Origin of the sequence: Pantoea sp. ANP04 (genome assembly GCF_041982285.1) — a bacterium.
GTDB lineage: Bacteria > Pseudomonadota > Gammaproteobacteria > Enterobacterales > Enterobacteriaceae > Pantoea > Pantoea eucalypti.
In genome coordinates this window covers 182,137-195,488 of record NZ_JAUTYS010000007.1, presented here as the reverse complement: position 1 = coordinate 195,488, position 13,352 = coordinate 182,137, and the positions used below count along the sequence as shown (strand labels likewise).

11 protein-coding genes are annotated in these 13,352 nt (G+C 55.9%); 4 read left to right on the top strand and 7 right to left on the bottom strand.

What is annotated here, in order from left to right; all coding sequences use genetic code 11:
- Window positions 1-22 precede the first annotated feature (22 nt).
- From uvrD to Q7C21_RS11880, 7 genes are all read right to left on the bottom strand, one after another.
- On the bottom strand, window positions 23-2,185 hold the full coding sequence (gene uvrD / locus Q7C21_RS11910; RefSeq protein WP_003854368.1) for a DNA helicase II: 2,163 nt from the start codon (window positions 2,183-2,185) through the stop codon (window positions 23-25).
- A gap of 154 nt (window positions 2,186-2,339) precedes the next feature.
- Window positions 2,340-3,056: a 5-amino-6-(5-phospho-D-ribitylamino)uracil phosphatase YigB gene (yigB, locus tag Q7C21_RS11905; protein ID WP_039658612.1), complete on the bottom strand. Its 717-nt coding sequence runs from the start codon at window positions 3,054-3,056 to the stop codon at window positions 2,340-2,342.
- Window positions 3,053-3,958, bottom strand: a complete 906-nt coding sequence (xerC, locus tag Q7C21_RS11900) for a tyrosine recombinase XerC (protein WP_008926439.1) — start codon at window positions 3,956-3,958, stop codon at window positions 3,053-3,055. The genes yigB and xerC overlap by 4 nt, the downstream gene beginning before the upstream one ends.
- On the bottom strand, window positions 3,955-4,659 hold the full coding sequence (locus tag Q7C21_RS11895; protein ID WP_003854361.1) for a DUF484 domain-containing protein: 705 nt from the start codon (window positions 4,657-4,659) through the stop codon (window positions 3,955-3,957). The genes xerC and Q7C21_RS11895 overlap by 4 nt, the downstream gene beginning before the upstream one ends.
- Window positions 4,656-5,480, bottom strand: a complete 825-nt coding sequence (gene dapF / locus Q7C21_RS11890; protein ID WP_008926438.1) for a diaminopimelate epimerase — start codon at window positions 5,478-5,480, stop codon at window positions 4,656-4,658. The genes Q7C21_RS11895 and dapF overlap by 4 nt, the downstream gene beginning before the upstream one ends.
- A 28-nt stretch (window positions 5,481-5,508) precedes the next feature.
- A complete protein-coding gene (locus Q7C21_RS11885; protein WP_008926437.1) occupies window positions 5,509-5,709 on the bottom strand; it encodes a lipoprotein in 201 nt (66 codons plus the stop codon).
- Between the two features lie 147 nt (window positions 5,710-5,856).
- Window positions 5,857-8,415 (bottom strand): class I adenylate cyclase, encoded by a 2,559-nt coding sequence (locus Q7C21_RS11880; RefSeq protein ID WP_003854355.1) that lies wholly within the window; start codon window positions 8,413-8,415, stop codon window positions 5,857-5,859.
- A gap of 316 nt (window positions 8,416-8,731) precedes the next feature.
- On the opposite strand from Q7C21_RS11880, the gene hemC reads away from it, so the two are divergent.
- The 4 genes from hemC to hemY are packed head-to-tail and all read left to right on the top strand — an operon-like array spanning window position 8,732 to window position 12,756.
- Entirely contained in the window at window positions 8,732-9,673 is a 942-nt protein-coding gene (gene hemC, locus Q7C21_RS11875; protein ID WP_033743361.1) for a hydroxymethylbilane synthase, read from the top strand.
- The gene (gene hemD / locus Q7C21_RS11870; RefSeq protein ID WP_003854352.1) at window positions 9,670-10,398 is read left to right on the top strand and encodes a uroporphyrinogen-III synthase; all 729 of its coding nucleotides are present in this window, start codon (window positions 9,670-9,672) and stop codon (window positions 10,396-10,398) included. The genes hemC and hemD overlap by 4 nt, the downstream gene beginning before the upstream one ends.
- Window positions 10,399-10,423: 25 nt before the next feature.
- A complete protein-coding gene (gene hemX, locus Q7C21_RS11865) occupies window positions 10,424-11,557 on the top strand; it encodes a uroporphyrinogen-III C-methyltransferase (RefSeq protein ID WP_003854351.1) in 1,134 nt (377 codons plus the stop codon).
- Window positions 11,558-11,559: 2 nt separating this feature from the next.
- Window positions 11,560-12,756, top strand: coding sequence for a protoheme IX biogenesis protein HemY (hemY, locus tag Q7C21_RS11860; RefSeq protein WP_375150742.1), 1,197 nt, complete (start codon window positions 11,560-11,562; stop codon window positions 12,754-12,756).
- Window positions 12,757-13,352 lie beyond the last annotated feature (596 nt).

Here is a 13,352-nt window from a genome sequence, read left to right as displayed (position 1 = left end):
CGAAAAAGCCGTCAACCGCACGCTAAAGCGTTTCCAGCTTTGCGTAAGCCGCCACCAGCCACTTGATTCCCTGCCCCTGAAACGCCACCTGCAGGCGGCTGTGTTCACCGCTGCCTTCCAGATTGATGATGGTGCCTTCGCCAAATTTCGCGTGATGAACACGCTGACCCAGCGCGAATCCGCTGTCATTTTTGGTCACCGGGGCACCCATCCGCTGATGGTTTACCGGACGGCTCACGCTGGCGCGCAGACGCACTTCTTCGATGCACGCTTCGGGCAGTTCGCCGATGAAACGGGAAGGCCGGTGATACACTTCCTTACCATAGAGTCGGCGGGTTTCAGCGTAGGTCAGCGTCAGCTTCATCATGGCACGGGTTACGCCGACATAAGCCAGACGACGCTCCTCTTCCAGACGGCCGCCTTCATCCAGCGACATCTGGCTCGGGAACATCCCCTCTTCCATGCCGACAATAAAGACCTGGCTAAACTCCAGCCCTTTCGCCGAGTGCAGCGTCATCAACTGAACCGCATCCTGCCACTTGTCCGCCTGACCTTCACCCGCTTCAAGGGCGGCATGGGACAAGAAGGCCTGCAGCGGCATCAGATCTTCATCTTCGTCCTGATAGCTGAACTGGCGTGTTGCCGTCACCAGCTCCTCAAGGTTTTCGATACGCGCCTGGCCCTTCTCACCTTTTTCCTGCTCATACATCAGCCACAGGCCTGAGTCTTTAATGACCCGGTCAGTCTGAACATGCAGCGGTAAATCGGCGGTTTCGGTAGCCAGTGAATCGACCAGCTCACAGAAGCGTTGCAGCGCAGACGCGGCACGGCCAGCCAGCGCGCGGCTTTGCAGCAGTTCGCGCGTGGCCTGCCACAACGTCATCTGACGCTCACGGGCGGTCTGACGCACCACGTCGAGCGTGCGATCGCCCACGCCACGTGTCGGGGTATTTACCACGCGCTCAAAAGCCGCATCGTCATTGCGGTTCGCCATCAGACGCAGATAGGAGAGCGCATCTTTGATCTCCTGGCGTTCGAAGAAGCGCATGCCGCCATAAATACGGTACGGCATGCTGCTTTGCAGCAGCGCCTCTTCCAGCACACGCGACTGGGCGTTGCTGCGATAGAGAATGGCGCAGTCGTTGAGCGCGCCGCCGTTCTCCATCCAGACCTTGATGCGGTTAACCACAAAGCGTGCTTCATCCAGCTCATTAAAGGCGCAATAGATAGAGATTGGCTCACCATCGCTGCCTTCGGTCCAGAGCTCTTTACCCAGGCGGCCATTGTTGTTGGCGATCAGGGCGTTGGCGGCTTTCAGGATGTTATTGGTTGAGCGATAGTTCTGCTCCAGACGAATGGTTTCCGCGCCAGGGAAATCCTGCAGGAAGCGCTGGATATTCTCGACCTGCGCGCCGCGCCAGCCGTAGATAGACTGGTCATCATCGCCTACGATGATCACACGACCGCTGTCACCCGCCAGCATCCGAATCCAGGCGTACTGAATGTTGTTGGTATCCTGAAACTCATCCACCAGCACGTTGGTAAAACGTTCGCGGTAGTGATTAAGAATGTGCGGCTTGTTGAGCCACAGCTCATGGGCGCGCAGCAGCAGCTCAGCGAAATCGACTAGACCGGCGCGATCACAGGCTTCCTGATAGGCCTGATAAATGCGCAGCCAGGTCTGCTCAATCGGATTGCCGTAGCTTTCAATATGCTTTGGCCGCAGGCCTTCATCTTTTTTGCCGTTGATGTACCACATGCCCTGACGCGCAGGCCACTGCTTGTCATCAAGGTTCATGGATTTAATCAGGCGCTTAAGCAGACGCAGCTGATCTTCACTGTCGAGGATCTGAAAATCCTGCGGCAGACCGGCATCAAGATGGTGAGCGCGCAGTAAACGGTGCGCCAGGCCGTGGAAGGTGCCGATCCACATCCCGCCCTGACTGGTGCCGATCAGATGCTCGATACGGTGACGCATCTCCGCGGCCGCTTTGTTGGTAAAGGTCACCGCCATAATTGAATAGGGAGAGCAATTCTCCACCGACATCAGCCAGGCAATGCGATGCACCAGCACCCGCGTTTTACCACTGCCCGCGCCTGCCAGCACCAGCAGGTTACTGCGCGGAGCCGCAACGGCAGCGCGCTGATTGTCATTCAAACCATCGAGCAGTTCAGAAACGTCCATAAGCACCGTTTACCAGAGAAAAAGCGTCGTCGTCGCGCTGATTATTCCGCCTGCCGCAAGACAGTATCGCTGCCCGTCAGGCGGCGACACAGATGCCAGATGAGTGACGGCGGCAAAGCAGAAAAGAGGAGACGACTGGATAAATTTACAGCCATTATAGCAGTGAGGTGAGTGATGCCAACCGCGAAATTTCGACATGCGGCAACAGGCGCGCATCCGGGATATGCATCAGGTTGCCCTGCCGCAGGTTAATCCAGCAGGCCTGCAGTCCGCAGCGCAGTGAGCCCGCGACATCGGTTGTGAGGTCATCACCGACATGCAGAATATGATGTGGTGCGATATCAAGGCGTTGCGCGGCAAGCTGATACATATCCTGCCACGGCTTGGCGCGCCCATCCGGCCCGGCCCGCAGCGTAAACTGAAAGTAGTGCGCAATGCCCATTTTTTCCGGGCAGGCGTTACCGTTGGTGACCGCCACCAGCGGGATTTTTTCCGCCAGCGCTTTTAGCGTCTGATGCGTCTCATCCGGCATCTCGACCTGACTCCGCCACTGATGAAAGACCGCCATGACATCTGCCGCGCCCGCTGTCGCTTCAGCGGCCGAGAGGCCGACATTCAGCATCGCCAGCTCTACCGAACGGCGTCGCCACTCCGATACATCATGATAGATTTCAGGCTCACGCTGCAGCAGTTCGTCACGTAACTGCTGATAATCCTGCGGCGTGAAGTCACGCAGCGCCGGATGAAAAGCCTGCAACGCCGCATGGGACTCCAGCGTGGTACGACGAATCACCGGGTAGTTATCGTAGAGCGTGTCATCAAGGTCGAAGCTCATAGCTTTTATGGCCGACAGCGGACGATAAAACTTCATTCGTTCTTTCCTCGTTTGGCGCGGGGATGCGCAGCGTCATACACCGAAGCCAGATGCTGGAAGTCGAGATGGGTGTAGATCTGGGTCGTCGACAGATTCGCATGCCCCAGTAACTCCTGCACGGCGCGCAGGTCGCCGCTGGACTCCAGCAGATGCGTGGCAAAAGAGTGGCGCAACTTATGCGGATGGATATGGCTCGCCAGACCCTGTCTGATGCCCCATTCGGCAAAGCGCTTCTGTACGTTGCGGGGCGAAATGCGGTTGCCGCGCGTCGACAGAAACAGCGCATCATCCTGGGCACCGAACGTTTCACGCAGCGGCAGCCAGTGCTGGATCCAGGTGACGGCCGTGCGGCCAATCGGAACCCGGCGCTCTTTGCTGCCCTTACCCACGACCCACACTTCACCGGAATCGAGATCGACATGGCGGCAATCCATATTGACCAGTTCGGAGAGACGCAGACCGCCGCCATACATCACTTCCAGCATCGCCCGGTCGCGCACCGCCAGCGGATCGTCAAGGTCGATCTCCAGCAGCTGATTCACTTCATCAACATCAATATTTTTGGGCAGATGCCGTGCTTTACGTGGCGTCATTACCCCTTTGGCAGGATTAGCGGAGAGCAAACCCTGACTCACCTGCCAGTCGAGGAAACTGCGCAGCGCAGAGAGGCGCAGCGCCAGGCTGCTGGCAGAGAGTCCGGCACGACGGCTACGCGCCGCCATGCTGCGCACCTGCGCGGGTTCCAGCTGTGCCCAGCTGCTGAGCTTCATCTCGTCAGCAATCGCCACCAGCGCGGCAAGCTGTCGCGCATAGCTGCTCTGGGTTAACGGACTCAGCTGGCGCTCCACTTTCAGGTAGCGCAGGAATCCGTCGACAGCCTCCAGCAGCGTGCTGCTCATGCGCGCTCGACCCAGCGGGAAAGCAGATCAGGCATCATCTGCGACAGGTGCTGCAACAGCAGTGTCCCCATACCCGACTGGTAGTGCTGGCTATCGCGACTGCTGAACACCAGCACGCCGAGATCGCCCTCTTCGCCCATCAGCGACATGGCCACCGAACCGATCGCTTTTGCCTGCGGCAGCAGCAGCAGCAGTTCCGGGCCATTAATGTTGCCGAGATAGTGATGCTGGTTACCGAAGCGCTGAATACGCAGCGGTTCAAACGCCTGACGCGACAGGCTCAGCTGAAAGAAATCGGAAGGCGCGCCCAGCAGCCATTTATCACTAAACAGCCGCACATTGGCACCTGCCAGGCCCAATTCACGTGCCCAGCGGTGCAGTCGGTTGAGCATATCCTGCAGCGAATCAGCCGCTGCCAGATGACTTTCCAGCGACAGCAGACGGTCAAACAGTTCGTGGTTAGCGCTGGCCTGCTCCATCAGCAGCGTGATCTCTTCTTCCAGCCGCTGAATGTGGTTGCGTTGCCGCGCCATGTGCCACTCGACCAGCGACACGCTGCCGCGCACCGGATGCGGCACCGCCATCTGTTCAACTGCGCGGGCATTGCGGATAAAGAAATCGGGATTCTGCCGCAGATAATCACTGACGGCCTGATCGTCCAGCAGAACCGAACTGTCAGTCTGCTCTTCGATATTTTTCATAGATGAATAAACCCATCGTAGACGTGTGTCGCAGGCCCGGTCATATAGAGCGGCTGACCGGCACCTTTCCAGGAGATATGCAGCGTTCCACCAGGCAGATCGACACGGACGTTAGGTGCCAGAATGCCCTGCTGAATGCCGCATGCAACGGCAGCACAGGCGCCACTGCCGCACGCCTGTGTTTCACCCGCGCCGCGTTCATAGACGCGCAGGCGGATATGTTCGGGATTGATGATCTCCATAAAACCCACATTGACGCGATCCGGGAAACGCTCATGGCTCTCCAGAATCGGGCCCAGCAGTTCAACCTGCGCGGTTTTCACACTTTCAACCTGGATGACGCAGTGAGGATTACCCATCGACACCGCACCCAGCATTACCGTCTGTTCGGCAACGCGCAGCAGATAGAGGTTTTCGGCTTTGTTGGCGCGGAACGGCACCTGCTGAGGCTCAAAGTTGGGCTCGCCCATGTTCACGCGCACCTGGTCATCCGGCGTCACGGTCAGGACCATACGGCCATTTTGCGTACTGACCCGGATATCGGTCTTGTTGGTCAGCCCTTTGAGCTGAACAAAGCGGGCAAAACAGCGCGCACCGTTACCGCACTGAGCCACTTCACTGCCGTCGGCGTTGAAAATGCGATAGTGGAAATCGAGATCGGGATCGTAAGGGGGTTCAACAATCAGCAGCTGATCAAATCCGATCCCCAGATGACGATCGGCCAGCCGGCGGATCAACTCCGGCGAAAAAAAGACGTTTTGTGTCACTGCATCCACAACCATAAAATCGTTGCCGAGACCGTGCATTTTGGAGAACTGCATTTTTTGCTCCGCCGGATAAGCCATCAGATTAGTTCGCTTGTACGCCTGAGTTGCCGGTAACCAGTCCGCCCACATCGGCTTTTTTGGCATCCGCTTTCTGGCGTTCGGTCGGCGATTGTTGTTTCTTCGGCTGATCCTTCGGCGGGAAGTAAAGCGGTCCTTTCAGACCACAACCTGCAAGGCTGGTTACAGCCAGTGTCACGGCCAACAGGCTTATTACTTTCTTCATTCTTTATGCTCTTCATGTCCTTTACCTGGATGCTTATCATCGCAGTTGAAGGTGGAAAAGCAACAGGAAATCCCCGCTAATAGCGTGAACCGGGTGACAAGCCAGAAAGATAGCGGCCACCTGCAGAGCGCAGGCAGGCCGTCAGCATCAATGCACCTGATAGCGCGGTTGATAGTCGCTGTTGTCGTTGTCAGGCTGCGTCGTACACAGTTGCGTCAGCGTCTGACTACGGAACGGAATCACCTGGAATCGCTCACCCGTGTTCACAATCTGATAGAACTGCGGCAGGTTAAAGTTGATAAAGCTCGACCCATAGGTGAAGCGATCGTGCGATGAGGAGTAGAACCGACTGACGTCGCGCACCAGCTCCTCTTTGCTGCCTTCACAGTGGTGATAGACCTCAACCCGATTCGTCTCATCAAGAATGTAGATATTGAAGCCGCGCTCATCCGTGGTGTTTTCAAAGAAGAACTGAATGATGCCTTCGCTGGCATAGCCGTTAACGACGGGTGGCAGCGGTGTCTGATTCGTTTCGACTTTAATAGAGAGTCCATGCAGCTTGTTGTTGGAGATCGCGCCATAAAACTCAACGGCATTTTCCAGCTTCTGCACAGAAACACTCATACGTTCAAAGAACAGACCCCAGGTCTGACCTGCCATGCGCAGCGCTTTAAAGCGGCCCGGCTCCTGACGTGTGCTGGAGAGGCGCAGCTCAATGCACTCTGAGACCAGCTGCTGCACGCGCGTGCGGATCAGACCGCGCAGATGCTGGCTGTAACAGAACACTTCCACCGTATCCGGCGGTGCGGCATCCTGATGCATCTTGCCAAGAATGGTTTTCAGTCCTTCGATCATCGCCTGTTCGCCGCTGAAATGCAGTGTACGCACCTCATTCCAGGAGTTGCGATAGAGCAGATCGATACTGCCAATCAGGCACTGCTGCTGCTGACCAAAGCTAAAAACATCCAGCTTGCGGAAGTCGAAGTGCACCACCTGGTTGCGGAAGGCCGCTGTCGGGTCATGCTCAAGGTTAACAATAATCGCCAGGTGACGAATTTCGCACGGACTGTAGAGCGCTTTTGGTGTCGGCGAAGGCAGACGCAGCGGGAAGTGGCTGGAAACATCGTTAACCAGCTCCTGCAGACGCGCCAGATCGCAAATCTCATTGCCTTTAATATGCAGCCGGGTTTTGCGGGTCAGCAGACCATTAAACCACGCCCAAGCCACCAGCTTGTTCAGGTAGCGGTTATATTCCAGCGGCTGATGGCTGATGATCGAATCCATATCCGGTGCCTGGTTATAGAGATACCAGCCGGAACGGTTGGCACGGCCAGGTGGGACATGAATAAAGGTCAGATTCGGTTCAGAGAGATCGGGCGAAATCTGCGGGTTCACCAGCGTCACTTTGCCCGGCAGCGCTTCAAACGCGGCATACAGTTTACGGGTTAATACACCGATATCCTGCGGGCTGGCGCTAACGCTTAAGTTATTGCGGCGGGCAAAGCGGATCAGGTTGCGATAGCTTTGCATCATCGCATCCAGTAATTCGTTATGGGCTTCGCGCACCCGCTCAATTTTCCACTCGGCGCGGTTGTCCAGAACGGCAATCTTCTCTTCGTTCCAGCCCCACTCTTTGACCAGCTGCGATAAAATCTCGCGACGCCAGCCGGTGCGATGATGATGATCTTCGGTGCTGAGCTTTTCACATACTTTGAGATAGAAGCAGCGACGAACCAGATCAAGACGCGGCTGATCGTCAACGCTGGTGAGATAGTGCGTTACGCGTTCCAGCATCATGCAGTAAGGATCGAGTCCGAAGCAGATGATTTCGCCGTCGTGCAGGCGCTGTTTGATATCCATCGCCAGCAGCTGCGTGTTCGGGTATTCCCAGCTATAGGCTTCCAGCAGCAACGTTTTCAGTACGGCTTTATAAGGCGAGTCGATGCTTTTATAGAGCTGCCACAGACTGGCACCAAAATACTCTTCAGCAGACAGCGTACCGAGTCCACCCAGATCGAGCCACTCATTGGGGGTCAGCACGCCTTTCGCGTACAGCGACATCACGTAATCGTCATAGTGATGCTCTTCTTCACCCGGTACCATATTCCACAGGAGACGTTTGCCCGCCATACGAACCGCAGTACGGTAAAACTCATCCAGCAGCAAAATGTGTTGGGTGGAGCCGCAATCTTCACCGCCCAGGCTGCCGCTTTCATTGTGACGGAAGCGGTTCTCATCAATCAGGAAGAAACTGACTTCCACACCCATTGAGACGCACCACTTCTGCAATAACGTACATTTGCGCTGCAGATTCAGGCGCTCTTCATTATCAAGCCAGGATTGATGGCAGACCCAGATATCGAGATCCGAGACGCTATTCTGGCCGACAGACGAGGTGCTGCCCATGGAGTAAATGGCGGTGATTGGCATCTCGCCTTTCGGCGCATCGGCATGGCGCAGGTCGCTGTCGCCGGTGAGATCGGCCAGCAGCTGGCGCTGATTTTCATCAGGCGTGTAGAAGCTGATGCCATATGGAACGCTACCTTCAAGGTAACCCGGCATCTGAGGATGTTGATAATGTAATAAGGTTGGCAGCAGACTGTAGACGCGCTGAAAAGCGGGTCCCATAGCAGCCAGCGCACGATCAACGCGCAGCTGGTTGATTGCATCCAGTCTCTGTTTCAGTGTCTCAATGTAGAGGTACAAGACGTTTCGCCTGATTGTCCCAGTGTTTAAGCACCCTGTTTCCACGCTCTGCCGCTTATTAAAGTAAAAAGTGGGCAGATAATTGCTGGAAACGTGATCAATCTAACACTCGCCAGATTGACCGTAAAGAAAGTTGCGCTACTTAACAGTTTAGCACGTTCTTACCAGCTTCCCGCCTTTTCAGCGCTGGTTCCCACGTTATGGCTTGATAATCCGGGCCTGAAACCGTGTGCAGGCCCTTTTCAATCCGTTGAAACTGACAGTATTCATCCAGAGATGATAGGATATTCAGTGAACGATAAAAATGGTTAACAGCATGTTAGACAAAATTTTCAGAATTGCTACAAGACAAAGCCCGCTCGCATTATGGCAGGCACATTATGTACAGCAACGCCTCATGAGTGCCCATCCGGGACTTCGCGTTGAGCTGGTGCCTATGGTCACGAAAGGTGACATTATTCTTGATACGCCGCTGGCAAAAGTGGGTGGCAAAGGACTGTTTGTCAAAGAGCTTGAGCTGGCGATGCAGGATGGCCGTGCCGATATGGCTGTGCACTCCATGAAAGATGTGCCGGTCAGTTTCCCTGAAGGTCTGGGCCTGGTGACCATCTGCGAGCGCGACGATCCGCGCGATGCGTTCGTTTCCCATCATTATGACTCTATTGACGCGCTGCCACAGGGGGCCATTGTCGGCACCTCCAGCCTGCGTCGTCAGTGCCAGATTAGTGCGCGCCGTCCGGATCTGGTGATCCGTTCGCTGCGGGGTAATGTGGGCACCCGTCTCGGCAAGCTCGATGCCGGAGAGTATGACGCGATCATTCTGGCCGTTGCCGGGCTGAAACGCCTGGGACTGGAAGATCGCATTCGCCAGGCAATGCCTGCCGAAGTTTCCCTGCCCGCCGTAGGTCAGGGTGCGGTCGGCATTGAATGCCGTCTGGACGACAGCGTCTTAATTGACCTGTTACGGGCACTGAACCACGATGACACCGAAGTCTGCGTCAGAGCGGAACGCGCCATGAATACCCGCTTAGAGGGTGGCTGCCAGGTACCCATCGGCAGTTTCGCGGTGCTGGAAGGCAATGACCTCTGGCTGCGCGGCATGGTCGGCGCACCAGATGGCCGGGTGATGGTCAGCGGCGAACGCCGGGGTCCACGCGCGCAGGCAGAACAGATGGGCATTTCACTGGCCGATGAACTGCTGAATGGCGGCGCACGTGAAATCCTGAAAGAAGTTTACCAGGGGCAGCCGCCGGCATGACCATCCTGGTGACGCGCCCGGAACCCGCAGCGGCAGAGCTGGTATCGCGCCTGCATGCCCTTGGCAAACAGGCGTGGAGCCTGCCGCTGATCGAGTTCGCACCGGGCGCTGACCTCGCCTCTCTGCCCCAGAAGCTCGCCGGACTTCATGCTGGCGACCTCGTCTTTATCCTTTCTCAGCAGGTTATTCACTACGCGCAGCACGCGATCAAAGCATGGCCCACTGAGCTGGACTATTATGCAATTGGTCGCAGCACCGCACTGGCGTTTCACACCGTCAGTGGCCAGCAGGTGACCTGGCCACATGCTCATGAAACCAGTGAGGAATTGATCCAGATAAACACGCTTCAGCAGATTTCCGGTAAACGTGCGCTGATCCTGCGAGGCGATCCCGGACGCGAATTGCTGGCAGAGACCTTAACCCGGCGAGGTGCTGAGGTAACGTTTGCTGCCTGCTACCAGCGCTGCCAGAAGCATTATGATGGACCCGTTGAAGGCCGCCGCTGGCGCGATCGCGGCGTCTCGGTGCTGGTGGTGACCAGCGGTGAAATGTTACAACAGCTCTTTTCGCTGTTCCCCGCGGTTGATCGTGAGGAATGGCTGCTCCACTGCCGACTGATTGTCGTCAGTGAACGTTTGGCTACCCTGGCCGCTGGATTAGGTTGGCAGGATATTCAGGTAGCCGATGGTGCCGATAACGATGCGCTGCTGCGCGCGTTACGCTGAACTTTAACAATGGGATGTGCCACATATGACGGAACAAAAAGACTCCTCCGCCATGGTTGAAGAAACCACCCCAGCGGTTGACCGCTCCTCTTCCAGCAACAGCACACCACCGCGTAATGCGAAAAAGGGTGGCATGGTGTTGGGTGCCGTTGCGATTGTCATCGCGCTGGCGATGGGTGCGGGTTTATACCTTAACGGGAAACATCAGGCTGATTTACAGGCACAAACCAATCAAAAGCTGAGCGACCAGTTAAGCGCGTTGCAGCAGCAGGCCGGCAGCGATAAACAGCAGCTGACACAGCAATTAAGTAGCGCTGAAAAGGCGTTGCAGACTGCGCAACAGCAGCAGAATGCCTCAGCAAAAGAGCTGGAAACCCTGCGTGAAAAAGTAGCCGTGATCTCTGGCAACGACGTGCGCAGCTGGCTGCTGGCACAGGCGGACTATCTGGTGAAACTGGCGGGCCGCAAACTCTGGAGCGATCAGGATGTCACGACAGCCGCGGCACTGCTGAAAAGCGCCGATGCCAGCCTGGCCGACATGAACGATCCCAGCGTGATGAATGTGCGTCGTGCACTGACCCAGGATATCAGCAACCTCTCTTCCGTTACGCAGGTCGACTACGACGGGGTGATCCTCAAGCTGAATCAGTTGTCGAATAACGTTGATAATCTGCGCCTGGCCGATAACGACAGCGATGATGCGCCGATGGACAGCGATGGCGGCGAACTCTCAGGTTCGGTGCGCGAATGGCGTCAGAATCTGGTGAAAAGCTGGCATAATTTTATGGATGATTTTATTACCATCCGTCGTCGCGATAACACCGCACAGCCGCTGCTGGCACCGAATCAGGATGTATATCTGCGTGAGAATATCCGCTCGCGTCTGCTGATCGCTGCTCAGGCTGTTCCGCGTCATCAGGATGAGATTTATAAACAATCTATCGATACCGTGTCCGCCTGGGTTCGCGCCTGGTACGACACCAATGATGCCGCCACCAAAGCTTTCCTTGCCCAGCTGGATGAGCTGAGTCAGCAGAACATCAATATGGATCTGCCGGATAACCTGGAAAGTCAGCCGTTGCTGGAACAGCTGATGCAGACGCGGGTGCGCAACCTGTTAGCGCAACCTTCTGCCGCTGCTAATCAGCAGGGGGGCTAAGCATGCTTAAGGTATTTATCCTCTTTATCCTGCTGATTGCGGGCGTGGTGCTGGGACCGATGATTGCCGGTCATCAGGGCTACGTGCTGATTCAGACTGATAACTGGAATATCGAAACCAGCGTCACAGGCCTGGTCATTATCCTTATTCTCAGCCTGCTGGTGATTCTGGCCGTAGAGTGGCTGCTGCGCCGCGTGCTGCACACCGGCGCGCGAACCCGTGGCTGGTTTACCGGACGTAAACGCCGTCGCGCCCAGCGCCATACCCAGTCGGCGCTGATGAAGCTGGCAGAAGGCGACCACCGTCAGGTTGAGAAACTGCTCTCTAAAGATGCCGATCACGCTGATGTGCCTGTAGCCAACTATCTGCTGGCTGCAGAAGCTGCACAACAGCGTGGTGATGAAGCCCGTGCTAATCAGCATCTTGAGCGTGCTGCAGAGCTGTCGGAAAACAATACCATTCCGGTGGAAATCGCCCGCACACGTATTCAGCTGGCACGTAACGAAGATCACGCTGCGCGTCATAGCATCGACCGCCTGCTGGAAGTGGCACCGCGTCACCCGGAAGTACTGCGCCTGGCCGAACAGGCGTATATTCGCACAGGTGCCTGGAGTGCGTTGCTGGATATTCTGCCGTCGATGCAGAAGTCACAGGTCGGCGATGAGCTCCATCGCGATGCCTTGCAGCAGCAGGCCTGGCTGGGTCTGATGAATCAGGCGATGGCTGATCAGGGCAGTGATGGGCTGAAGCGCTGGTGGAGCACACTGAGTCGCAAGACCCGTCAGGATACGACGTTGCAGGTCGCCATGGCGGATCATCTGATTGAGTGTGACGATCACGACACCGCACAGTCTATCGTGCTGGAAGGCCTGAAACGTCATTATGACGATCGTCTGGTACTGCTGATGCCACGTATCAAAAGCGGCAATCCCGAAGCACTGGAGAAAGCATTAAGTCAGCAGATTAAACAGCATGGCGCAACGCCGTTGCTGCACAGTACGCTGGGGCAGTTGCTGATGCGTCATGGTGAATGGCAGCAGGCAGCTGACGCGCTGCAGCAGGCACTGGCGCAGCGTCCGGATGCGTTCGATTATGCATGGCTGGCAGATGTTTATGACCGTCTGCATCGCCCGGAAGAGGCTGCAAAAATGCGCCGTGAAGGGTTGTTGCTGACGCTGAAGAATAACCCAAACGCCTGATGCGATTGTCAGACAGGATAAAGCCGGGCTCGCCCGGCTTTTTTGTGCCCAAAATCTGCCCTCCGGTTCTCGCAGGCAAAAAAAACACCTGCCAGTGGCAGGTGTAAGATCAGGTCGGTAAGACAACCGGGAGGTACCTGACTCAACGTGGTGTCTGTTAACCCTGTAAGGCTCACGCGATACAGGCAGGCAGACAACAGGTACCGAAAATTGGCTCTGCATCATTCCCAGGTTTATGTAGCATAAGCAGACATAAGAGGTGGAATGAGCATCTACAGCAGAAGTATTGCACAAGCCGTGCCAGGTTAAGGTTTATTTTTAAAGTAATTATAAATCAATAATTTAATCACAGTGCCAAATCTGTTCTTAGCCATGTCCGATGTTAAGTGTCGGTATCCGGCGACAGCTGGCATTTTCTCTGTCTCTTAATAGAGACAGCAAGATCAATCTCTCTGTTAACTCAACAATAACAATGACTTATTTGTCGGCAATTCACGACGCTATTGATTCTGCTAATACTGCGTGCGGAGTCAAAGCAGAGTGATTCCGCAGCAATGAAGAAGCCCAATGCGTAGGGAACACGGTCAGAGGAGGAA

Excerpts from the sequence above, each read along its gene's own strand:
- uvrD (WP_003854368.1), bottom strand. The coding sequence starts at position 2,185 with ATGGACGTTTCTGAACTGCTCGATGGTTTGAATGACAATCAGCGCGCT.
- yigB (WP_039658612.1), bottom strand. The coding sequence starts at position 3,056 with ATGAAGTTTTATCGTCCGCTGTCGGCCATAAAAGCTATGAGCTTCGAC.
- xerC (WP_008926439.1), bottom strand. The coding sequence starts at position 3,958 with ATGAGCAGCACGCTGCTGGAGGCTGTCGACGGATTCCTGCGCTACCTG.
- Q7C21_RS11895 (WP_003854361.1), bottom strand. The coding sequence starts at position 4,659 with ATGAAAAATATCGAAGAGCAGACTGACAGTTCGGTTCTGCTGGACGAT.
- dapF (WP_008926438.1), bottom strand. The coding sequence starts at position 5,480 with ATGCAGTTCTCCAAAATGCACGGTCTCGGCAACGATTTTATGGTTGTG.
- Q7C21_RS11885 (WP_008926437.1), bottom strand. The coding sequence starts at position 5,709 with ATGAAGAAAGTAATAAGCCTGTTGGCCGTGACACTGGCTGTAACCAGC.
- hemC (WP_033743361.1), top strand. The coding sequence starts at position 8,732 with ATGTTAGACAAAATTTTCAGAATTGCTACAAGACAAAGCCCGCTCGCA.
- hemD (WP_003854352.1), top strand. The coding sequence starts at position 9,670 with ATGACCATCCTGGTGACGCGCCCGGAACCCGCAGCGGCAGAGCTGGTA.
- hemX (WP_003854351.1), top strand. The coding sequence starts at position 10,424 with ATGACGGAACAAAAAGACTCCTCCGCCATGGTTGAAGAAACCACCCCA.
- hemY (WP_375150742.1), top strand. The coding sequence starts at position 11,560 with ATGCTTAAGGTATTTATCCTCTTTATCCTGCTGATTGCGGGCGTGGTG.